This is a genomic window from Eubacterium callanderi (assembly GCF_900142645.1).
Taxonomy (GTDB): domain Bacteria; phylum Bacillota; class Clostridia; order Eubacteriales; family Eubacteriaceae; genus Eubacterium; species Eubacterium callanderi.
On sequence record NZ_FRBP01000013.1, the window covers coordinates 39,063 to 63,164 of the forward strand.

The 24,102-nt window shown below is 43.8% G+C and carries 19 protein-coding genes; 18 read left to right on the top strand and 1 reads right to left on the bottom strand.

From position 1 onward, the window contains the following. Positions 1 to 5: 5 nt before the first annotated feature. From BUC22_RS16965 to BUC22_RS16995, 7 genes are all read left to right on the top strand, one after another. A complete protein-coding gene (locus BUC22_RS16965) occupies positions 6 to 929 on the top strand; it encodes a MurR/RpiR family transcriptional regulator (protein WP_227162878.1) in 924 nt (307 codons plus the stop codon). Between the two features lie 8 nt (positions 930 to 937). Next, positions 938 to 2,176: a BaiN/RdsA family NAD(P)/FAD-dependent oxidoreductase gene (locus tag BUC22_RS16970; protein ID WP_013380812.1), complete on the top strand. Its 1,239-nt coding sequence runs from the start codon at positions 938 to 940 to the stop codon at positions 2,174 to 2,176. 10 nt (positions 2,177 to 2,186) lie between these two features. Further along, positions 2,187 to 2,846, top strand: a complete 660-nt coding sequence (gene cmk / locus BUC22_RS16975; protein ID WP_013380811.1) for a (d)CMP kinase — start codon at positions 2,187 to 2,189, stop codon at positions 2,844 to 2,846. Next, positions 2,836 to 3,411, top strand: coding sequence for a lysophospholipid acyltransferase family protein (locus tag BUC22_RS16980; protein WP_013380810.1), 576 nt, complete (start codon positions 2,836 to 2,838; stop codon positions 3,409 to 3,411). Before cmk ends, BUC22_RS16980 begins: the two co-directional genes overlap by 11 nt. A gap of 17 nt (positions 3,412 to 3,428) precedes the next feature. Next, the gene (locus tag BUC22_RS16985) at positions 3,429 to 5,621 is read left to right on the top strand and encodes a bifunctional 4-hydroxy-3-methylbut-2-enyl diphosphate reductase/30S ribosomal protein S1 (RefSeq protein ID WP_013380809.1); all 2,193 of its coding nucleotides are present in this window, start codon (positions 3,429 to 3,431) and stop codon (positions 5,619 to 5,621) included. A gap of 134 nt (positions 5,622 to 5,755) precedes the next feature. Next, positions 5,756 to 7,165: an amidophosphoribosyltransferase gene (locus BUC22_RS16990; RefSeq protein ID WP_013380808.1), complete on the top strand. Its 1,410-nt coding sequence runs from the start codon at positions 5,756 to 5,758 to the stop codon at positions 7,163 to 7,165. 5 nt (positions 7,166 to 7,170) lie between these two features. Then, positions 7,171 to 8,703: a YifB family Mg chelatase-like AAA ATPase gene (locus BUC22_RS16995; RefSeq protein WP_013380807.1), complete on the top strand. Its 1,533-nt coding sequence runs from the start codon at positions 7,171 to 7,173 to the stop codon at positions 8,701 to 8,703. 45 nt (positions 8,704 to 8,748) lie between these two features. On the opposite strand, the gene BUC22_RS17000 is transcribed toward BUC22_RS16995, so the two are convergent. After that, complete coding sequence (locus BUC22_RS17000) at positions 8,749 to 10,965, bottom strand: bifunctional diguanylate cyclase/phosphodiesterase (protein ID WP_013380806.1); 2,217 nt, start codon at positions 10,963 to 10,965, stop codon at positions 8,749 to 8,751. 209 nt (positions 10,966 to 11,174) lie between these two features. Between BUC22_RS17000 and dprA the strand changes: the two genes are divergently transcribed. The 11 genes from dprA to BUC22_RS17050 all read left to right on the top strand — a co-directional run bounded on the left by dprA (position 11,175) and on the right by BUC22_RS17050 (position 24,081). Continuing rightward, entirely contained in the window at positions 11,175 to 12,281 is a 1,107-nt protein-coding gene (gene dprA, locus BUC22_RS17005) for a DNA-processing protein DprA (RefSeq protein WP_013380805.1), read from the top strand. A gap of 136 nt (positions 12,282 to 12,417) precedes the next feature. Further along, entirely contained in the window at positions 12,418 to 14,496 is a 2,079-nt protein-coding gene (gene topA, locus BUC22_RS17010) for a type I DNA topoisomerase (RefSeq protein ID WP_013380804.1), read from the top strand. Between the two features lie 120 nt (positions 14,497 to 14,616). After that, positions 14,617 to 15,150: an ATP-dependent protease subunit HslV gene (hslV, locus tag BUC22_RS17015; protein ID WP_013380803.1), complete on the top strand. Its 534-nt coding sequence runs from the start codon at positions 14,617 to 14,619 to the stop codon at positions 15,148 to 15,150. 22 nt (positions 15,151 to 15,172) lie between these two features. After that, a complete protein-coding gene (gene hslU, locus BUC22_RS17020) occupies positions 15,173 to 16,588 on the top strand; it encodes an ATP-dependent protease ATPase subunit HslU (RefSeq protein WP_123876140.1) in 1,416 nt (471 codons plus the stop codon). A 158-nt stretch (positions 16,589 to 16,746) separates the two neighbouring features. Next, on the top strand, positions 16,747 to 17,526 hold the full coding sequence (gene rpsB / locus BUC22_RS17025; RefSeq protein ID WP_013380801.1) for a 30S ribosomal protein S2: 780 nt from the start codon (positions 16,747 to 16,749) through the stop codon (positions 17,524 to 17,526). A gap of 34 nt (positions 17,527 to 17,560) precedes the next feature. Next, a complete protein-coding gene (tsf, locus tag BUC22_RS17030) occupies positions 17,561 to 18,202 on the top strand; it encodes a translation elongation factor Ts (RefSeq protein ID WP_013380800.1) in 642 nt (213 codons plus the stop codon). A gap of 149 nt (positions 18,203 to 18,351) precedes the next feature. Further along, positions 18,352 to 19,116, top strand: a complete 765-nt coding sequence (locus BUC22_RS17035; protein WP_013380799.1) for a DeoR/GlpR family DNA-binding transcription regulator — start codon at positions 18,352 to 18,354, stop codon at positions 19,114 to 19,116. A 178-nt stretch (positions 19,117 to 19,294) separates the two neighbouring features. Then, positions 19,295 to 19,786, top strand: coding sequence for an FGGY family carbohydrate kinase (locus tag BUC22_RS22375; protein ID WP_013380798.1), 492 nt, complete (start codon positions 19,295 to 19,297; stop codon positions 19,784 to 19,786). A 10-nt stretch (positions 19,787 to 19,796) separates the two neighbouring features. After that, complete coding sequence (locus BUC22_RS22380) at positions 19,797 to 20,774, top strand: FGGY family carbohydrate kinase (protein WP_256198636.1); 978 nt, start codon at positions 19,797 to 19,799, stop codon at positions 20,772 to 20,774. A gap of 27 nt (positions 20,775 to 20,801) precedes the next feature. After that, positions 20,802 to 23,186: a glycyl radical protein gene (locus BUC22_RS17045; protein WP_013380796.1), complete on the top strand. Its 2,385-nt coding sequence runs from the start codon at positions 20,802 to 20,804 to the stop codon at positions 23,184 to 23,186. A 7-nt stretch (positions 23,187 to 23,193) separates the two neighbouring features. Then, positions 23,194 to 24,081, top strand: coding sequence for a glycyl-radical enzyme activating protein (locus BUC22_RS17050; protein ID WP_123876069.1), 888 nt, complete (start codon positions 23,194 to 23,196; stop codon positions 24,079 to 24,081). Positions 24,082 to 24,102 lie beyond the last annotated feature (21 nt).

A 24,102-nucleotide genomic window follows, 5' to 3' on the forward strand; every position in this document is an offset into this window, starting at 1 on the left:
CGGAAATGAATCAATCATCGGATATGAAACAAGACAGCAAACCGGAACTAAGGGATATTTTTGCAGAGATTAAGGAGCGCTATAAAGGCCTGAGCAAGAGCCATAAAAAAATCGCAGCTTTTGTGATGAAAAATTATGAAAAGGCTCCGGATATGTCCGCCATCAAAGTAGCGCAGCATGTTAAGGTCAGTGAAGCGACGGTTGTGCGCTTTGCGCTGTCTTTAGGCTATGAAGGCTATCCAGAGTTCAGAAAGGCCCTTAAAAATGAAATAAACAGTAAATTGACGACCATTGAGCGCATCAACATGACTTTGGGTGACGAGGAAAAAGAAAAGCTGATGCAGCGCTCTGTGGCCGCGGTGCTCAAAAGTGATATCAACAGCATCAACGGAACCCTTGAATCCTTTGATTACGAAGCGCTCAGGCAATGCGTAGACCTGATCCGCAGTGCAGGCAAGGTGGTCATTATCGGTTTTAGAACAACTAGTCTGCTGACCGAGCATCTGGGCTATTACCTGAACCTGATCCTGGATGATGTCCGGGTAATCAATCACGGTGTAACAGACATATATGAGCATTTGATCAAAATTGGCGAGGGCGACGTGGTCATTGCCATGAGCTTCCCGCGCTATGCGCAGAAAACCTATGAGGCTGTAGAATTTCTTAAAAACCGGGGTCCCAGGATTATCACCATATCGGATAATGAGCACGCACCCATCAATGAGTTTGCCGATCACAAGCTCATTGCGAAGAGCAATGTTTATTCCTTCGTGGACTCCCTGGTGGCGCCTTTAAGTCTGATTAACGCGCTGGTAGTGGCCGTTGGTTTTAAAAATATCAAAGAAACAAAACAGACCTTTAATGAGCTCGAAGAAATCTGGAAAGAACATTATATTTATACCGGTGACGAGTTTGTCAAGGATTTATAGGAGAGAAAATGAAAAAAACAGCCATTATCGGCGGCGGCCCGGCAGGGATGAGCGCAGCCATTGCCGCGCTGCGCTCAGGCCAGCAGGCAGACCTTTACGACCAGAATGAAAAACTGGGCAAAAAGCTGTATATTACTGGCAAGGGCCGGTGCAACCTGACCAATCACTGTGACATCAGTGAATTTTTTGACAGTATTGTCACCAACAAAAATTTTCTTTATTCGGCCCTCTATACCTTTACAAATGATGCGCTTATGGATCTGATGGAAGAAAACGGCTGTCCCCTTAAAATTGAGCGGGGCGAGCGGGTCTTTCCCAAGAGTGACAAATCTAGCGATGTCATTAAAGCCTACAGGAAAATTCTGGAGCGCGAAAGGGCACAGGTCTTCCTGAACCAGCGTATTGCCGCTGTCGAGACAGCAAAGAGCAGCGAAGGGGTAAAGGTTACAGGTGTCCGTTTTGAGAATGGAAGAATCGAAAACTATGATCGGGTCATCCTGGCCACTGGCGGGAGAAGCTATATCTCAACAGGCTCTGACGGTTCCGGTTTTAAAATGGCCAGAGACCTCGGACACCGGGTAACCCCGCTGAGACCATCATTAGTGGGCGTCAATACCCAGGAGGCATGGGTGCCGGAGCTTCAGGGCCTCTCCCTTCGCAATGTAGGGCTGACCATGAAACAGGGCAGGAAAAAGATCCGCCATGAAGCGGGGGAAATGCTTTTTACGCATTTTGGTGTTTCCGGTCCGCTGGTGCTTACCATGAGTGCTTTTATGAAGCCGCCATATGAAGACTATACTTTGACCATTGATTTGAAGCCGGCTCTCAGCATGGAACAGATGGATGTGCGGCTGCAGCGTGACTTTGAAAAATATCATAACAAGCATTTTATTAACGGTTTAGTTGATTTATTACCTTCAAAAATGATTCCGGTTATGGTAAAATGTTCAGGGATTCCAGAAGATAAAAGGGTGAACCAGATCACGCGGGAGGAACGCAGGCATCTGGCAGAGCTTTTTAAAGGGCTGGCGCTCCACGTGACCTCTCTTCAGGATATCAATACCGCCATTATCACTTCTGGCGGTGTGGATGTCAAAGAGATCGACCCGAGCACAATGGAATCAAAACTCGTCCGGGGGCTTTATTTTGCCGGCGAAATGATTGACGTCGATGCCCTGACCGGAGGATTTAACATACAGATTGCCGCCAGTACCGGATGGCTGGCAGGCTTATCGGAAGAAGGTTAAGGAGAGCTTTATGCAAATTGCGATTGACGGCCCCGCTGGGGCAGGAAAAAGTACCATTGCGAAAATAATTGCAAAGGAATTGGGTATTCTATATTTAGATACCGGCGCCATGTACCGGGCCATTACCTATGGTATCTGGAAAAATAAAATAGATTTTTCGGATCAGAAGGCCATTGCCGATTTTACAAAAGAGAACACCATCGATTTTAAAGGGACAGATGTTTACCTGAGTGGAGAGAAGGTTACAGAAGAGATCCGTCTGCCCATTGTCAGCAGGCACACGTCAGATGTTGCCTGTATTGGTGAAGTCCGCAGACTGCTGGTCGGCCAGCAGCAGAGCATTGCAGGCTGCCATTCTGTTATTATGGATGGCAGAGATATCGGGTCTGTTGTGCTTCCCAAGGCAGACTATAAATTTTATCTGGATGCCAGCATTGATGAACGCGCCAGACGGCGTGCTATTGAGCAGCAGGCCAGGGGAATTGATCAGGATTTTGACAGTATCCGTGAAAGCATTGCGGTTCGCGATTACAATGACAGCCACCGCGATGAAGGGCCGCTGGTCTGTACAGAGGATGCCATTGTGGTCGATACGACCGGCAAAAGCATCGAGGAAGTCTGCCAGGTAATCTTAGATAATATCCGGGGAGGAAAGGCCCATGTTTTATAGATTCGGAAGAGCCATTATCAAGCTTTTAAACCTTATTCTGTATAACATCCATGTGGAAGGGGAAGAAAATATCCCGGAGACAGGCGGGGTTGTCCTTTGCCCCAATCATATCAGTAATTATGACCCTCTGGCAGTGGCAACCCATATGAAGCGGCAGGTGCATTTTCTGGCCAAGGCCGAGCTTTATAAAAATTTTATTGTCAGAAAGGTGCTGCTTGCCGTGGGTACCATTCCAGTCGACAGGGGAAAGGTTTCATTGGAAACACTAAAGGAATCCTTAAGAGTTCTCAAAAATGGTGAGATTCTGGGCATTTTCCCGGAGGGGACCCGTGTAAAAAACGGCGAACACAAGAAACCAATGGAAGGTTTCGTGGTGTTTGCCCTAAAAACCAAGTCTCCCATCCTGCCGGTACATATTGAAGGTGAATACAAATTTAGAGGTAAAATAAACATAAAATTCGGAAAACCCATTGAATTAAACGAATATTATGGAAAAAAAGTGAAACCTGAAGAAATGTCAAAAATAAGTGAAAAAATTATGGACATTGTCTATGATTTACAATAAAATAATGGAGATAGACTATGCAGATTATCATTGCCGATAAGGCAGGCTACTGCTTTGGAATTGAAAACGCCATGAAAATGGTCGAGGATACTCTGGCAAACCACCAGAATCAATCAATCTATACCCTGGGGGATATATCCCATAACCGTCAGGAAATGGATCGGCTGATCGGCAGAGGGGTTGTCAAGGCGGAGACCATCGATGAAATAGACCATGGCTGCGTCATCATTCGTTCTCACGGTGTGGGGAAGGATGTGATTGAGGCGGCTGAGGCCAAGGGCCTTGAAATTGTCAACGCGACATGTCCTTTTGTAAGGGCGATGCAGAAAAAAGTTGAGGATTACTACAAAAAGGGCTACCAGATTGTCATTGTCGGCAATCAGGAGCACCCGGAGGTCGTTGGCGCTACAGGCTGGTGCAATAACGAAGCAATTGTTATAAACGACATAAAAAGTGTAGAAAATTTAAAAAAATATGATAAAATATGTGTAGTGGCGCAGACGACGATCATCGAGGCAAATTTTAACAAAATTACAGAAGCCCTGAAGTCGAAAGCGGATGAAATTGTTATATTTAATACTATTTGCAGTGCAACAGCTGAAAGACAAGCGGCTGCGGCAGAAACTGCAAAGGTAGTAGAATATATGATCGTAATAGGCGGATATCATAGTTCCAATACCCAAAAATTATTAGATATCTGTAAGACCTATTGCAAAAACACTTGTCATATAGAAACAGCCGGAGAATTAGACCCTAATGAGATTAAGAAGTATCAAACCATCGGAATCACAGCGGGCGCATCAACACCGGATTGGATCGTTAAGGAGGTAACGGAAAGTATGGAAGAAAACAAATTGGAACAAGAACAAACTCAAGAGGTGGTTCAGGAAACAGAAGCTGCAAAAGCGCAGACAGCAAACGAAATTGCAGACGCTAATTTCGATTTCGCAGCTGAAATTGAAGAATCCCTCAAACCAATCAGAAAGGGTGCCCCAGTAGAAGGTGAAGTAATTCACATTGACAATGATGAAGTTATTTTGAATATTGGATATAAGGCAGATGCAGTCATTAAGAAGAATGACTTCACATGGAAACATGATGAAGAACTGGCAGACCTTGTCAAACTTGGTGATAAAGTCAATGCTATTGTGACCGACTTAAATGACGGTTCTGGCAGCGTTAAATTGTCTAAGATCAAATATGACAATCAGGCAGTTCAGCGTCAGTTAGCAGAAGCCTTTGAAAATAAAACTGTTTTAGAAGGTAAAGTAAAAGGCGTATCTGGCAGCGGTCTCATTGTTGATATCGGATTTACAGATATCTTCATGCCAGCATCCCAGTATCATGTGCGTTATGTCAAAGATCTTGAATCTTTAATCGGCGAAGACGTTAAAGGTATTATCATTGACTACAACGCAAAGAGAAGAAGAGCCATCTTGTCACAGAAGGTTATTCTTGAAAAAGAAATCAAAGAAAAACAGGCAGCTTTAAGAGAAGCCAAAGAAAAACGTTTTGACGAGCTTGAAGTCGGCGATATCGTGGGCGGTACCGTTAAAACCATCACTAACTTTGGTATCTTCGTAGACTTAAACGGAATTGATGGTTTTGTGCATCGTTCTGATTTAACCTGGGAAAGAGCTAACGAACCAAAAGACCTGGTAGAAAAAGGTCAGGAAATCGAAGCAAAGGTTATTTCCAAGAACGACGAAGACAAGAAGATCAAACTGAGCGTTAAGGCTCTTAAAGAAAGACCTTGGGAAGAATTCGTTAAAAACTATAAAGTGGATGACGAAGTTGAAGTTAAGATCACAAACGTACTGGATTTTGGTGCTTTCGCTGAAATTTTGCCAGGCGTTGAAGGCTTAATTCACGTTTCTGAAATCAGCTATGATCGTGTAGAGTCTGTTGCAGCTGTTCTGAAACCGGGCGATGTTGTTAAGGTTAAAATCATTGGTATCAATACTGAAAAAGAAAAAATCAGCCTGAGTATCAAAGCAACCTTAGAAGCGCCTGAAAGACCTGCAAGACAGAAAAAATCAGATTCTTCTTATGAAAGATCCTCTGCACCAAGATCTGATGCGCCAAGAAGAAGACCACAACAGAATAAGAATAAAACTGTTTATGAAGAATCAGCTAATGTAACCTTAGGTGATGCTTTTGGTAATCTTTTTGAAGGTCTGTCATTCGATGACGAAGACGACGATAAATAAGCAATAAGAACATAAGCCTCTCTGGAAAACCGGAGAGGTTTTTTTCTGGTTAGGGCTTTTTATTAGCAGGGCCTTAGTATATAATAGTACTATGGAATTTTTTGATAACATGAATAAAGTGGAGGAGAAAGACTTTGGGAGGAATTTTTGGAGTTGTATCTAAAAAAGACTGTGTAGCAGATTTGTTTTTCGGGACAGATTATCATTCACATTTAGGAACGCGTAGAGGAGGCATGGCCGTCTACGATCAGGAAGAAGGCTTTGACCGGGCAATTCATAATATAGAGAATTCACCCTTCCGTACAAAGTTTGAACACGATGTACAGGAAATGAAAGGACAGATCGGCATTGGCTGTATCAGTGACAGCGACCCGCAGCCGCTTATTGTCCGCGCGCATTATGGCAATTTTGTGTTGACCACAGTTTGCCGGATTAATAATGCCGATGACATCGTAGAGCGGGTATTGTCCAAGCACCGTGCCCATTTTATGGAAATGAGCAGTGGAAAGGTAAATGCTACCGAACTGGTCGCTTCGATCATTGCTGCCAGAGATAACCTTCTGGATGGAATTAAAGCAGCACAGGAAATGGTGGATGGTTCCCTGACCATGCTGATCATGACAAAGGACGGCATTTACGCGTCCAGAGACCGCCTGGGGAGGACACCTTTGATTATCGGCAAAAAGGAGGATGGCTATTGCGCGTCCTTTGAATCCTTTGCTTATCAAAACCTGGGCTACAGTGACGCTTATGAGCTGGGGCCAAATGAAATAGTTTATATCACAGCCGATGGCTATGAAACAGTATCGCCAGCGGGTAAGGAGATGAAAATCTGTGCCTTCCTCTGGACTTATTACGGTTATCCAACTTCAACCTATGAAGGGGTAAATGTAGAGGCAATGCGCTACCGCTGTGGTGAGGCTTTGGCAAAACGTGACACCGATGTGCCAGTCGATTCAGTCGCCGGGGTTCCTGATTCCGGGATTGCACATGCCATCGGCTATGCCAACGAATCAGGCATTCCCTTTTCAAGGCCGCTGATTAAGTATACACCTACCTGGCCAAGAAGCTTTATGCCGCCGACACAGAGTATGCGGCATCTTATCGCTAAGATGAAGCTTATTTCAGTCGATGCTCTGATCAGAGACAAAAAGCTTTTATTTATTGACGATTCCATTGTGCGCGGGACGCAGATGAGTGATACCGCCAGCCACCTGTTCAGCAACGGTGCCAGGGAGGTTCATGTCCGATCAGCCTGCCCACCAATTATGTATGGCTGTAAGTACCTGAACTTCTCGCGTTCTACTTCGGAGTATGATTTAATCACACGCCGTATTATCCGTGAACGTGAGGGAGATAATGACGAGAATGTCGTAGCAGATTATGCAGACCAGAATTCTCGGAATCATAAGGAAATGGTTGACACGATCTGTAAGCGACTTAAATTTACTTCACTCAAATATCATGAGCTGGAGGATATGATCGAGTCCATCGGTATCGATCCCTGTAAGGTCTGTACCTATTGCTGGAACGGTAAGGAATAGCGGTCATGCTTTCCCAGATTCACAGCTGCAGCCTTTTAGGGATTGAGGGACAGATTGTTACAGTAGAGATTGATGTACTAAACGGCCTTCCTTCCTATGTGCTGGTGGGCCTTCCGGACACGGGCGTTAAAGAGTCGAAGGAGCGGGTTTACTCTGCTCTGAAAAACAGCGGCTACAGCTATCCGATGAAAAAGATCACCATCAATCTGGCGCCGGCAGACCTTAAGAAGGAGGGCCCGGCCTATGACCTGCCCATCGCTCTTGGACTGTTGATGGCTTCGGAGCAGTTGGAGCCTGTTGATATTGAAAGCTATGTAATCCTGGGAGAGCTTTCTCTGAGTGGTGAGATTAAGCCGATTAACGGTATCTTACCTATGGTCCTGGCCGCCAGGGATCATGGCTTTAAAAAAATCATGATCCCTTCGGCGAACCAGTACGAGGCGGCGGTGGTTGAGGGAATTGAAATTCTTCCTGTGCAGAGTGTGGCAGAGGCGGCAGCACATCTGTCTGGTGAATGTTGTAAAGCACCCTGCAAGGTGGACATTGACGCCTTGTTCAAAAGAAGCAGTACTCATAACTGTGAGACAGACTTTTCAGAGATACGAGGACAGGAGCATGCAAAAAGAGCTTTTGAAATTGCCGCTGCAGGCGCCCATAATCTTCTGTTAAGCGGGCCGCCAGGAGCAGGAAAATCGATGATGGCAAAAGCGTTCCCGTCAATTTTGCCGGATATGACAGTGGAGGAAGCGCTGGAAGTCACGAAGATTTATTCAGTGGCCGGGCTTCTGCGCGATGCGCAGGTAATGACCGAAAGGCCTTTCCGATCACCGCACCACACCATCTCAAACATCTCACTGATTGGTGGGGGACGAATCCCTAAGCCGGGTGAGGTATCTCTGGCGCACCTGGGCGTATTGTTTTTGGACGAACTGCCAGAATTTAAAAAGAGCGCGCTGGAGGTTTTGAGGCAGCCCATTGAAGACCAGCAGGTCACCATTTCAAGAGTCAACGCTTCGCTGACCTATCCAGCCTCATTTATGATGATTGCCAGTATGAACCCCTGTCCCTGCGGTTATTACGGTGATCCAACCCATGAATGCCGCTGCAGTACCAGTGAGATACACCGTTATGCCGGGAAAATATCCGGGCCACTTTTGGATAGAATTGATATAAAAATTGAAGTACCGGCCATGGATTTTGACGCGCTTGAGACAGCGCCAAAAGGTGAGAGCTCTGCGGATATCAAAGTTCGGGTAAATGCGGCACGCGCTGTGCAAAACAGGCGATATGGTGAGGAGAAGGGTCTTTACTTCAATGCCCAGCTTTCACCGAGGCATATCGAAAAGTATTGTGAGCTCGGAATGCCTGAAAAGCAGCTCATGGAAAAGATTTATAAGAAAATGAATCTCAGCGCCAGAGGATACCACCGTATTCTCAAGCTGGCCAGAACCATTGCAGATTTGGAAGGCGCTGTCGAAATAAAGGCTGCCCATCTGTCAGAGGCAGTACAATACCGAAGTTTTAGTCCCGAAGGATAATTAAAAAGGTGAGTGTCCAGAACCGTTCTGGATACTCACCTTTTTTTATCGCGTCCTGTAAACCAGGCTGGCAAAATCTTTGACTGGCATCGGTTTTGCAAAATAATATCCCTGAATAATATCACAGCCGATTTTTTTCAAAAAGTCGATCTGCTCCTGTGTCTCGACCCCCTCGGCTACTACCTTAATATCGAGCGAATGGGCCATCTGGATAACACTCTCCACAACTTTTTCTCCTCGGTGTGACAGCGTCGTCTCGTTGAAAAATTCTTTGTCCATTTTTAAGACATCCACAGGCAGCTCCTTTAACAGATTCAATGAGGAGTAGCCAGTTCCAAAATCATCAATCGAGATCTTAAACCCAAAGTCATTAAGCGCCTTAAAAACAGAAGCGAGCACGTCAATATTGTCAAAAACTGCACTTTCAGTTACCTCAAGCTCCAAACAGCTTGGCGGCACGTCATATTTTCTGACAACAGCCATAAGATTCTCAGCAAAATCGGAATGGCTTAAGTGCTTTCTAGAGAAATTAACAGATATCAGCAGCGGTGCCAACCCCTGATCCATCCAAATACGCTGCTGTTTACAGATGGATTCAAACATAAAGAAATCCAGTTTAATGACAAAATTGTTTTTTTCAAAGAGAGGAATAAACTCGGCTGGCGGTATCAGTCCTTTTTCAGGGTGAAGCCAGCGGACCAGGGCCTCAGCGCCAACGGGCTGTAAGGTTTTAAGAGAGTACTTAGGCTGAAGATAGACCTTAAACTGTTTTGAGGCCAGCGCCTCATCCATCTGATTTTCGATTTTTCTTTCCCGAAGAATCTGATTGCGCATAACGGTGTCAAAATAAGCAATACCATTGCCGTTGGCACCTTTAATGGATTTACGAGCCATATCCGCCCGGTCATACATATGGTTAACCGTGAGGTGGTCCTCCTGAACCAGATAAACACCAAAAGACAGGGTAAAGGGAATATCAAAATCCCGGCAGGCCAGCTGCTCTCTTAAGGAATTCAAGCGGTCAGTTAGAGCCTCAGTGGTTTTATAGTGAAGCAGAAGCGCAAAATCATCAGAGGCGACACGGCAAAAAGTTTCTTTGCTACCCAGATGGCTGGCGATGGTTTCAGACATGGCGGCCAGCAGCCGGTTACCACTTTGAAAACCATAAAGATCATTTATAGCCTTGAATTTATCAATGTCGAAGCTGACGATTGCGTATTGAAGATGCTCCTTTCCTCCTAACCAGTGCTCACTGTCAAGAATAAACCGGTTAAAATTGGAAAAGCCTGTAATGTCATCCGTATAAGCCATGCGTTTAAGCTCACGGCGGCTCTTTCTCTGATGGATTTCAATATATACGATCAGGGCAGTAAAGAAAAACAGAATAACACCCCAGGTTAAAAGGGTTGATTGAATAATCTGGCTGGATTTTTCTGAGACGACGCTTTTGGGGACTACAATTAATACATTCCAATTATTGGTATCTACTGGAGCGATGCTGAAATAGTAAGGCTCCCCGTTATGACGGTATTCTGCAACACAGGTCTCGCGGGAATCCAGAGCCTCCAGCACTTTGTTACGCGTTTTATCATCTGAGTAGCTGAGCTCCGTAATAGTTTCAATATCCTGGTTACTGCCGGGATGATTAGAACGGATGATGATGTCTCCGCTATCGTTTATGATATAGGAATAGCCTTTGCCGTCAAAGCTTGTTACGGAGAGAACGTTGCTGTATTGGCTGATGGCGTTGGTCGCGAAGAGTACGCCGAGCACATTACCGCCTGAACGGATTGGCGCGGCATAGACCGTGATGGGTTCTCCGCCGAATTTATCCGTCAGAATACCAGAAACAACGGTTTCGCCTTCTAACGCTTTATAAAAATAATTCCGGTCAGAAAAATCTTCATCGTAACCGTCGGTCGTATGGGCGATACCGTCAGGGGTGATGATTCCCATGCGTTTAAAAGAATTGCGGTCATTCTCCTGTTTCAAAACAGGAAGGGCGCCCAGAATATTGTCCGGCGAATCATTGCCGATGTAGGTGGCGATGGCATCCAGCGTATTAAAGTCACCCCGCAGCCGATTCTGGATGGTGTTGGCAGACTGCTGGGACAGCTCTTTTAGTGTGGTTTGAGTTTCGGACTCTAAAAAATGGTCCAGATAGGAGGTGTAGACATAAGCGATAATGACGATCATAAATATCAGCAGCAGCGCGGCGAGAATGGGCCGCCATATTTTTGATTTTAACCCACGGTCATTCATGTAGTATCTCTTTTCTATGCGATTACTTTTTTATATTATACCATAGTCGAAAGCACTAAAAAAGGAGGGCGGCAAAAAAGAAAAGAATCAAATAAAAAGGGATAGATATGCAAAAGAGGGTGTTTTAAGAAGAAAGTTAAAAATATACAACATTAATGTCAAGATATGTGTTATGATAAAGTATCATATTTTTTAAAAGGGGAATTGATATGGAAAGGGATCTGTTCTGGATATGGCTGATGTCGTTGACCGATCTTGGAAATAAGCGCAAGCTAAAGCTGTTAGAATATTTTGAGACACCAGAAAAAATATACAATGCTGATGAGAAAAGCCTGATGGCTTCTGGTGCGGTTAAGGAAAAAGACTGTAAATATATCCGAAGCCAGCAGCATTTGTACCTTGCCACAAAGGCTAAAGGCTTTATGGAACGCCATGGAATTGGCCTTATAACCATTGAAAACAGCCTTTATCCGAAAAGACTTAAAAATATTTATGATCCGCCAGTCGGGCTGTTTGCAAAGGGCAATCTTGATCTATTGGACCGCCCGATGTATTTGGGAATCGTAGGCTCTCGAAAAGCGTCGCCGGCAGGCCTTAAGCAGGCCCGTAAACTGGCAGAAGCCTTTTCCGATATGGGGATTACCATAGTCAGCGGACTGGCAGAGGGCGTCGATGGCGAGAGCCATTTGGGCAGCTGCAATAGGATCGGCTCAACCATTGCCGTCATGGGGACTGGTATCAATGTATGCTATCCCGAGAAGCATAAAGTCCTTTACAAAAAGATCGTCCACAACGGGCTGATCCTCACAGAGTTTTTCATGGATGAATCGCCATTAAAATTTCATTTTCCAAGAAGGAACCGGATCATCAGCGGCCTGTGCGACGGCCTGTTAGTGGTAGAGGCCCGGGAAAAGAGCGGCGCTCTGATTACAGCAGACTTTGCACTGGAGCAGGGAAAAAATGTTTACGCTGTGCCCGGTGATATTACCCGTTATCAGAGTGCGGGCAGTAACCAGCTTATCAAGGAAGGCGCAAAGGTAGTAACAGAACCTGAGGATGTGCTGGAGGATTATGTGGACATGCTGCCTAAGGATATTGAGAGCTTCCATAATCCCATCAGTCTCGAGCGAGCCGCTGAGGGAATAGAGGACCCGGAACAGAAAAAAATATTAAATTATGTTGCCGGGGGATACACGACGGTAGATGAACTGGTAGCAGTGTCTGGAATGGGTATTGGGGCTGTCAATGGCGCCCTTTCGATGCTGGAGCTTGACGATCGTGTTAAAGTAGAATATGGAAAGGTATATATTCTTTAGAGAGAAACCTTATGGGTTTCTGTATTCAAAATTTGAAAAAAAAGGATTCCTTTGTTATAATGAAGCTTGTTTGACTTTTATCATACATAATAAAAACAAGTTATAACGGTAAAATATATATTGAAGGAGGAATACAATGGCAAAAAATCTCGTCATTGTTGAATCACCCGCAAAAGCTAAGACGATAAAAAAATATCTGCCTAAGGGCTACGAAGTGCAAGCAACCATGGGACATGTGATTGACCTGCCCAAAAGCCGGATCGGGATTGACATCGAAGATCACTTTAAACCCGATTATATCAAGATCAGGGGAAAAGGTGAACTGCTGAAAAAAATTAAGAAGGAAGCCAACAAGGCAGATAACGTCCTGCTGGCAACGGACCCCGACCGCGAGGGCGAGGCCATTTCATGGCATGTAGCCAATTTTTTGGGCATTGACCTGGATACCAAGTGCCGGATCGAATTCCATGAAATCACCAAGAGAGCGGTGAACGCCGCCATTGAAAACAAGCGCGCGGTGGATATGGACCTTGTGGACTCCCAACAGGCTAGAAGAATCCTTGACCGGCTTGTCGGCTATTCCCTGAGCCCATTTTTATGGAAAAAAGTAAAGAAGGGACTCAGTGGCGGACGTGTCCAGTCGGTTGTCACCCGTATTATTGTGGACAGGGAAGAGGAAATTGCGGCCTTTGTCCCTGAAGAGTACTGGGGGCTTGACCTGGAGCTTAAAAAGGATAAGGATAAAAACATCTTCTTATCCCGTTTCTATTCAGAAGACGGAAAAAAGAAAACCATCAAGAATGCCGAAGAAGCAGCCCGTCTGGAGCAGGTAGTACTGCATAACCCCATTACGGTTGCCGGGGTTAAAAAGCGTGTGCGCAAACAGAAGCCGCCGCTTCCCTTTACCACCAGTACCCTGCAGCAGGAGGCCTACAAGGTTTTGGGCTTTACGACACAGCGCACCATGCGCATTGCTCAGCAGCTTTACGAAGGGGTCGAGGTAGCAGGCAAAGGCCTGGTCGGTTTGATTTCTTATATCCGTACCGACTCCACACGTTTGGCGGATGAAGCCATCGCAGAAGCAAAAGACTTTATCGAAACGAACTACGGTCCAGATTATCAGCAGAGCTCTGCGAAAAAGACCGTGAAAAAGAAAAATGTCCAGGATGCCCATGAAGGGATCCGTCCTTCATCGGTTTTTAACCTGCCGGAGGAAGTGCGCGATTCCCTCGAAAAGGACCAGTATAAGCTGTACAAGCTTATCTGGGACCGTATGGTTGCCAGCCAGATGGCAGATGCTGAGTATTACGTAACCGATGTGGATGTAGCCTGTGCAAATCTGCTCTTTAAAACAAAGGGCGAGATCATGAAATTCAAAGGCTTCACGGCCGTGTACCGCACAGCCAGCTCAGCAGAGAAGGAAGAAGCAAACCGTCTGCCAGAGTTTGAGGATAACGAGGAACTAAACCTTGTTAAAATCAATAAAGAACAGAAATTTACCAAGCCGCCGGCACGCTACACGGAAGCCTCGCTGGTAAAAATTCTCGAAGAAAAGGGGATTGGCAGGCCGAGCACCTATGCGCCAACCATCGCCACCATCAAAAGCCGGGACTATGTTGAGGTAGTGGAAAAGCACTTTGTGCCCACGGAGCTGGGGATTACCGTTACTCACCTTATGAAGGAATATTTTGAGGATATTGTCAATCTGACCTTTACCGCAGAGATGGAAGAGAAGCTGGATAAGGTAGCCGATGGCGAAACGGACTGGGTTAAGCTTCTGGAAAGCTTTTATGGTGGCTTTAAAAAAGAACTGGACCATGCTCAGGAGGCGGCGGCAGAGGTTACCATCGCAGACCCTGAATCCGATGAGATCTGTGAGCTCTGCGGACGCAGAATGGTCATCAAAAAAGGCAAATACGGCAAATTTTTAGCCTGTCCCGGTTTCCCGGACTGCAAGAATACCAAGCCCTATTTTGAAAAAACCGGTGGTATCTGTCCAGAATGCGGCGGAGACCTTGTCAAGCGTACCTCTAAAAAGGGACGTACCTTTTATTCCTGCTCAAATTACCCGAACTGTGAGTATATGAGCTGGGATATGCCAGTGGCCGAAAAATGTCCGGAATGCGGGCAGACCATGTTCCAGAAAGGTCTGGGTAAACGAAAAAAAGTTTACTGCGCCAAATGCGGTTTTGAAAAATCAGCGGATCAGCAATAGAAAATACGCATAAGACTGATGACCGTCCGTTTCGGGCGGTCGTCATTTATATACAGATTTAAGTATTCATTGCTAAAATGACCTATTAGATTAAATATATAATGAAATGAGGAATAAAAAATGTTTCATGCAACAACAATCGTTGGTGTAAGACACAATGGCGAGGTTGCCATTGCCGGTGACGGCCAGGTGACAATGGGTGAAACGACCATTATGAAGGCAACTGCCAAGAAAGTCAGAAAAATTTACAATGATCAGGTGCTGGTCGGCTTTGCGGGATCAGTGGCAGATGCTTTTACACTGTGTGAACGATTTGAACACAAAATTGAACAGTACAACGGGAACCTACAGCGTGCCGCGGTTGAGCTGGCAAAAGACTGGCGCCAGGATAAGGCGCTGCGCAAGCTGGAAGCCCTTTTGATTGTTATGGATAAAAAAGAAACGCTGGTGCTTTCTGGCAGCGGTGAGGTCATTGAGCCGGATGACGACATTGCCGCCATTGGTTCCGGCGGCAACTATGCGCTTTCTGCCGCCAGAGCTTTAAAACGCCATTCCAATTTAAGCGCAAAGGAAATCGCGCACGAATCCCTTAAGATCGCGTCTGAAATCTGTGTCTACACGAATGATAATATCCGTGTCGAAGAATTAGAATAAATTTGAGGTAAAATTTATGGAAATGAAAGATTTAACGCCTAAAAAAATTGTCGAAGAGCTGAACCGCTATATTATTGGCCAGGAACCGGCAAAAAAGGCGGTGGCGGTAGCCCTGAGAAACCGCTATCGCAGAAGCCTTTTATCAGAGGAAATGCGGGATGAGTTCACACCAAAGAACATTATTATGATGGGGCCTACCGGTGTCGGTAAGACCGAGATCGCAAGACGGATTGCCAAGCTGGTGTCTGCGCCCTTTATTAAAGTAGAGGCGACTAAATTTACAGAAGTGGGATACGTTGGCCGCGATGTGGAATCCATGGTGCGAGACCTGGTAACCACCTCCATCCGTAAGGTACAGCAGGAAAAAATGAAGGAAGTTTATGAACAGGCCGAAGAACGGGCGAATAAACTGATTCTGGATATTCTGGTACCCATGAAAAAGAAAAAGGAAACCATTAAGACACCCTTCGATATTTTTATGAAGAGTAATAAACAGCCAGCCCAGCCAGAGGCACCGGATCCGGCTAAGGAAGCTGAAAAAGCTGAAAAAGAAAAGAATCTCCAGATTAAACGGGAAGCCATTGCACAGGACTTGGCCGATGGCAAAATGGAGGACGAGGTTATCGAGATCGAGGTGGAGGATGACGGCTCCAAAACCATTGGTGTCATGGCGGGGATGAATGATGATATGAGCATTAACATCAATGATATTCTCGGCGATTTTCTTCCATCCAAGAAGAAAAAACGTCATGTTAAGGTCAAGGACGCGCGCAAGATCTTCACAAACCAGGAAGCACAGAAAATGATCGACATGGATGAGGTCAAGGAAATCGGCCTGCGTGAAGCGGAGCAGAATGGGATTATTTTCATTGATGAAATTGACAAGATTATCGGGAACGGCAACAACAACGGACCGGATGTCTCACGCGAGGGTGTGCAGCGGGATATTCTGCCCATCGTTGAGGGCAGCACCATCACCACAAAATACGGTCCGGTGAAAACCGACTTTATTCTGTTTATTGGTGCAGGCGCTTTTCATGTGGCTAAAATATCCGATATGATTCCTGAGCTGCAGGGGCGTTTCCCGATCACCGTCGAGCTGGACAGCCTGACAGAGGAGGATTTTAAACAAATTCTTACTCAGCCTGAAAACTCAGCCATCCGCCAATATCAGGAGCTCTTAAAAACAGAGGATGTCGATTTGGTTTTTGAGGACGACGCCATCGAAACATTGGCGCAGATTGCCTTTGCTCAGAACGAGGAACAGGAAAATATTGGCGCCAGACGGCTGCACACTGTCCTTGAAAAGCTGCTTGAGGAAGTATCCTTCTATGCGTCCGATTATGATGCGGACACCTTTGTGGTCAATAAAGAATACGTCAACTCTGTATTTAAACCGGCAGAGCGTGAACGCAGCTATTCCAGATTTTTACTTTAAAAAATTAAGAAAAAACACTTGCTACTGCCCTGTAATTATGTTATTATAGGGCAGTATGTTGTTATTACACACATTTTTCGAGGAATGGCAGGTGCCTGCGGAGCAGGTGGGCCGAGTCCGGAGAGAAAAATGGAGGAAAAACCTAAGGAGGAATTATTATGGCAGCAGTAACAATGAAACAATTATTAGAAGCGGGTGTACATTTTGGTCACCAGACCAGAAGATGGAACCCTAAAATGGCCCCTTACATTTTCACTGAAAGAAATGGTATCTACATCATCGACTTACAGCAGACAGTGAAAAAAATCGATGTTGCCTGTAACTTCGTTAAAGAAGTAGCAGCAAACGGCGAAAGCATTTTATTCGTTGGTACCAAAAAACAGGCTCAGACCAGCATCGAAAAGGAAGCCAAAAGAAGTGGAAGCTTCTGCGTTAACCACCGTTGGTTAGGTGGTACCTTAACAAACTTCACCACCATCAGCAAACGTATCGAACGCTTAAAAGAATTAAAAGCGATGGAAGAAGATGGAACTTTTGAACTGTTACCGAAAAAAGAAGTTATTAAATTAAAAAGAGAACGTGAAAAACTGCAGAAATTCTTAGGCGGCATTGAAGACATGAAAGAAATGCCTGGCGCTATGATCGTTATCGACAGCAAGAAAGAAAGAATTGCCATTGCAGAAGCACATAAACTGGGTATTCCAATTGTTAGTATTGTCGATACCAACTGTGACCCAGATGAAATTGACTACGTTATTCCTGGAAATGACGATGCGATCCGCGCCGTTGCTTTAATCCTTGGCGTATTAGCAGATGCGATTATTGAAGGAAAGCAGGGTGAACAGTTTGAAGAAGCTGTCGTAGAAGAAACTGTTGTAGCCGAAGATGCTTCCGGCGACGTCGTTGTAGAAGAAGTAGTAGAAGTAACTGCTGAATAAGCGGTTTGACATTTGATTAGAGGAGGATACAGACGTGGACGCTAAATTAGTTAAAGAATTAAGAGAAAAAAGCGGCGCAGGTATGATGGACTGCAAAAAAGCTTTGGTTGCTACCGACGGTGACATCCAAAAAGCAATGGAATACTTGAGAGAACAGGGCTTAGCCGCTACCAATAAAAAAGCTGGCCGTGTAGCTGCTGAAGGTGTTGTAGAATCATACATCCATATGGGCGGTAAAATCGGCGTTTTGGTAGAAATCAACTGTGAGACAGATTTCGTTGCTAAAACTGATGGCTTCAAAGCTTTCGCTAAAGATGTTGCAATGCATATTGCCGCTGCGAACCCAACCTATGTTTCTAAAGAAGAAGTTCCGGAAGCGGAAGTTGAACATGAAAAAGAAATCCTGAAACATCAGGCGTTAAATGAAGGCAAGCCAGAAAAAATTGTCGACAAAATGGTTGAAGGCCGTATCGGTAAATTTTATAAAGAAATTTGCCTGTTAGAACAGCCTTTTGTTAAAAATCCAGACATCACCATTGAAGATCTTGTAAAAGAACAGATCATGGCAATCGGTGAAAATGTAAAAATCAGACGTTTTGCCCGTTTCCAGTTAGGCGAAGGTATTGAAAAGAAACAGGAAAACTTTGCAGAAGAAGTAGCTGCACAGATGAAATAAAGAATAATAAAATTATTTAAAATATAAAAACCGCCATAAATACGGCTTTGGCTTTTAAGAAGTTTAAAGTGACGATTTGTGGCGGTTTTTTCTAAAATCGAAATAGTGCACTGTTTAATTAAAAACTTTATTTTACGGGAAGGAAAAAAATGTTATATGTTGAACGCCGCCAAAAGATATTAGAGATGTTAACCCAAACGGGCAGCGTAAAGGTAGCTGAACTTGTTGATATATTCAATGTTGATGCAACGACAATTCGCAGGGATTTGAAGGAGCTGGCAAAGAATTATGATATTCATGTAATTTATGGCGGAGCTTATTATAAAAAGGAAAAAGCCAGTGGTGTGATTGAAATTGACCCTTTAGAAAAACGGATGGTCAATTTGGAAAAGAAAAAAATGATTGCCAAAAAAGCAGCGGCTCTGATTGATAATGGGGATACGATTGTTTTAAATAATGGCGTAACGGCTGAGTTGATTTTAGAAGATCTTGGAGATCTGGAATCCATAAATTTAATAACACAGTCATTAACGATCGCTGCTAAAGCAACAACAAAGCCTTTTATTAATCTTTATATGCCAGGCGGTAAATACAGGCCTTTGTCTGGTATGTTTTATGGAGATTTAGCAGAAGACACGATTCGGCAATTAAGCGCCAATAAAATATTTTTTGGTATTTTATGCGTATCCATTAATAATGGAATTACACATCCGTTTATTGAAGAAATATCCGTGCTTCGCAGCCTGCTGGATATCAGTCAGCAGAAATACCTCATTGCAGATTCTTCAAAATTTGGTAAAGTCTCTTTAGGGCGAGTGGTCGAATTAGAGGCCTTTGACGCATTGATCGTTGATGATGAGTTTCCGGACATGTATCGGGAATTTGCAGAATTAAATGATATTGAAATTATTTAGTTTTTTCCCATTTATACACGAATGTGTACAAATGGGAATTTTTTTGTTGACAAAAACGTATAAACAAGTATAATAAAGTTAAATAATGCATTATAAAGCAAAAAAAAGAAAAAACGTGCGCGCAAAAATCGTTGATTAATTTAGAAAAGGGTAAATATGATTTTAAGAGGAGTAAAAAATGAAACAATATATAATGGTTATTGATGAGGGGACCACAGGGACAAGAGCTATTATTTTTGACGATAATTTTCAGCCAATCGCTCAATCCTACGACGAATTTATACAATATACGCCAAATGAAAATATGGTTGAGCATGATGCGATGGAAATCTATGAAAAAAGTGTCAGAATGTGCCAAAACGCGCTTGAAAAAGCTTCTTTATCGTCTTCCGATATTCGTTGTATTGGAATCACAAACCAAAGAAACACCGCTTTGTTATGGGATAAAAAAACAGGGGAACCGCTCTATCATGCTTTAGTTTGGCAGGACTCACGAATGGGGGAAGCGAGTAATGCGATTAGAGAATCAGAATTTTTTGACGAACTGCTCGAGGTTTCTGGAAAAAATGTTACGCCCCATTTGGATGTTTTGTTTTTAAAATGGTTTTTGGATAACGTAGAGGGCGCGCGAAAAAGTAGAAAGCGGCGAGGCGATTTTTGGTACGATTGATACATGGCTGGTGTGGAAACTGACAGGGGGAAAAGTCCACGCGACCAGCTTTTCTAACGCTTCAAGCAGTGGGTGCATGGACATAAAAAATGAGAAATGGTTCAGCAGGCTTTTTGACTACGTAGGAGTGCCAGAATCGGTATTCCCGAAAATAAAATCAGAGTCTGATGATTATGGAATGACAGATGTTTTTGGAGTGCCTATTCCGATTACCGGAGTCATCGCAGATCAGCAGTCGGCTCTTTTTGCTCAGGGATGCACTAAGCCAGGCAGTGTTAAATGTACAAATGGCACTGGCAGTTTTTTAGATATTAATATCGGGACAACTTTTACAACATCTCATGGAGGGGTTGATACACTGATTGGCTGGAAATTAGGTGATACAACCACGTATGCGGTTGAAGGCTTTGCGGCAGTAACAGGTTCTGCAGTGCAGTGGTTGCGTGATGGAGTGAAATTCATACAAAAGTCAAGCGATATAGAAGCCCTGGCCGCTTCGGTTGAAGATACAAATGGTGTTTATTTTGTCCCAGGATTAATTGGTCTTATTACACCGTATCAGGATCCCTTTGCGCGTGGCCTTATTATAGGGATTACCCGAGGAACAACAGAAGCTCATATTGCAAGGGCAACCTTGGAGGCGATAGCTTTCAGGATTAAGGACATTTTGAATATTGTGGTTGATCAGGGAATTGAAATATCAGAAATCAAAATTGATGGAGGTGCGTCAGAAAATAATTTACTGGCACAGATGATTGCTGATTACTGTAATGCCTCTGTTTTAAGACCAGAAAGTGTGGAGGCGACAAGTTTAGGTGCCGCTTTGATGGCGGCGATGTACATGGGAGATATTACTTTAGATGAAGTAGAAAGGGTGACGGCTTCAGATGCGGTCTTTACGCCGAATATAGATAGTCGTCGGCGTGAAGAAGAATATAAAATCTGGAAAGAAGCAGTTACACGTTCACTAAACTGGATTAAACATTAAATAAAAAGCATAAAGGAGGGGGAGAAAGTGAGGGAGCGTTTTAAACGCATTCGTTCAGATTTGCTTGATCGGGTACCGGAAATTTGTGTAGATCGGTGTTTGTTATTAACAGAGGCTTATCAAAAATATGAGAAATATCCAATAGTTGAAAAACGCGCAAAAGCATTGGCGGATGTTCTCAGCGGCATGCAGATTTATATTGGTGATGATGAGCTTCTGGTGGGGAATCAGGCGCGTGTGCCCAGAGCAGCGCCTTTATTTCCAGAATATGACTATGAGTTTGTATTAAGTGAAATGGAAGATTTTGAACACCGGACAAGTGACCGCTTTATCATAAAGGAGGAGGATAAAGAAAAACTAAGGCAAGTGCTGCCTTGGTGGAAGGATAAAACCTTAAAAGCAAGAGCGACAGCTATGCAGCCTGAAGCTGTTTTAGAAGATATAAAAATTGGGGTACTGGGCTGGCAGGGAAATATTACGTCAGGAGAAGGCCATATAGTTCCAGATTATGAAATGATATTAGAATATGGTTTTTCAGGATTGTATTCAAGGGTTAAGACACTTATCGGCAATCTTGTATTAACGGAGCCGAAAGATCTTGAAAAATTTACCTTCTATCGCGCTTGTGAATCCATCTTAAAGGGTTGCTTTGATTTTATTGAGCGTTATCGGGATCTGGCCATAGAACAACAGAAAAGATGCGTAGGTTCAGTGCGCAGCTCTGAATTAAAAGCTATTTCAAAACGTTGTGATGCGTTACTTCATCGTCCTCCCAAATCTTTTGCGGAAGCGCTTCAGTGTGTATGGTTTGTTCAGGTTATTCTCCATATTGAGTCTAACGGACACTCGCTGTCCTTTGGCCGGTTTGATCAGTATTTATATCCTTTTTACAAGAAAGATATTGAAAATAATATATTGACACAGACGGAAGCAGAAGAATTGCTGGGATGCTTTTACTTGAAAGTTTTCGGCAACAATAAACTGCGATCATGGAAAACAACACAGACCCAGCTGGGTTACCCTACTTATCAAAATATATGTTTAGGCGGGCAAAAGAGCGATGGAAGCGACGCAGTTAATGCACTCTCGTGGATGTGTCTTGATATGCTGGAAGAGATAAGGCTTCCAGAACCTAATATTTATATACGTATACATGAAGGAACACCCGATGATTTTTTGAACCATGCTGTAAAAATAGTGAAAAAAGGACTTGGCATGCCGTCATTTGTCAATGATCAGGTGATTATTCCATCTCTGCTGCATCGTGGAGTATTACCAGAAGATGCCATCAATTATTCCACAATGGGCTGTACAGAGGTTCAAGTGCCGGGAAAATGGGGCTATAGAGCGAATGGAAAGAGTAAAATTAATTTACTGCGTATTCTTGAAATTGTTTTAGATGGAGGTGTTGACCGTAAAAGTGGACAAAAAATTATGGATGGTTTAACACCTTTGGAAGAATGTACGACCATTGAACAAATCAAAAATGGCTATCAGAAAGCAATTGAACATTATATGAAGCTCCATGTTATTGCAGACAATATAAACGAAATGGCAATGAATGCTTTAGTGCCGGACGCGTTTTGTTCCTTGATAGTGCAGGACTGTTTAAACAGAGGGAAAAGCATTAAGGAGGGTGGAACTATTTATGACATGATCAGTGGTACCCTTGTGGGGATTCCGAATGTGGGTAATGCAGTGTATGCCATCCAGAAACTAGTGTTTGAGGAAAAAAGAATTACACCACAGGCGCTTAGTCACGCGCTTAAAACAAATTTTGAAGAAGAAGGTGGCGAGTTTATAAGAACTCTTTTAATAAATGGGGCAGAAAAATATGGCAATGATGTAGATGCGGTCGATGAGATCACAAAAGAATTGTCTGATTATTATGTAACAGAGATTTCTAAATATAAAACGTTGAGAGATGGTAAAGGCCCCATCGGCTGTTGTTATACAAGCTCTACGGTAACAATTACAGCCAATATTCCTTGCGGGGCATCAGTCGGCGCTACGCCTGATGGCAGAAAGGCAGGGGAGCCTACTGCAGAAGGTGTATCCCCATCGCGAAATACATTGAAAAATGGTCTTACGGCTATTTTTCAGTCAGTTGGGAAGCTTTCTAATGAGTTGTTTACAGGAGGACAGCTTTTAAACATTCGTATTAATCCGGCAACTTTGCAAACCCCCGAAGAAGAAGCAAAATTTGCAGCGGTTTTACGTGCGTCAGGAGATTTAAAATGCTGGCATTCACAGTATAATGTCTTATCGAATGAAACGTTGCGGGATGCCCAGAAGCACCCTGAGAATTATGCAGACCTTATGGTGCGAGTCGCTGGTTACAGCGCGTTATTTACAACTTTAAACAGTGAACTTCAGGAAGACATCATTGCGCGTACACAATTTGAGTTATAGGTTTATTATGAAAACAAAAATTTTTAATTTACAGCGATACTCGGTTCATGACGGACCGGGTATCCGCACAGTTGTTTTTTTAAAAGGGTGCCCTCTGCGCTGCCGCTGGTGCTGCAATCCAGAATCTCAAAAAAGCGAAACCGAGTTGTTTTTTGAAAAAAATAAATGTATTGGCTGCCGGTCTTGCGAAAAGGCTTGCACAGAGGGCTTAATGCTGGAAAATAGAAGAAATCATTTTCTATTGTGTGCAAAATGCCGACAAAAATTATGTGTTGAACGTTGTCCTTCAGGAGCACTGACTTTGATGGGGGAAGATAATACGGTAGAAGAAATTTTTGAAATAATAAAAAGAGATCAGGCTTTCTATCAACATTCCGGTGGAGGCGTTACAGTTAGTGGCGGTGAGGCTCTTTTAGAACCTGCTTTTGTGAATGAGCTGTTTGGGCATTGTACGCAGGCAGAAATACATACAGCCGTAGAAACCTGCTTATGCATTCCATGGAAAAATATAGCGGCCACTATGGATAAAACCAATCTTTTTATCTGTGATTATAAGCACTGGGATAAAAATATTTTCAGGAGATGGACTGGGGGAGATTTGGCGCAAATTACAGAAAACTTAAAAAAGCTAAGACAAAATGGTCAGGAAATACTGGTGCGTGTTCCAATAATTCCCGGTTTTAACGCATTCAAAAAAGATATTCATAAAATATGTGAGAAACTGGTAGAATTAGATATCACAGAGGTATCCTTATTACCATACCATAAATTGGGGAAGGTAAAATATGAAGGTTTGGGAATCGCTTATCCAATGGGGGATGCACCGCTTTTGCCCCAGTCTGAGATAGAGATATTCAACGAAATTCCAGGAACGTTTGGAATCAAAAGAATATAGTTCGGGGGATGTAATCAGAGC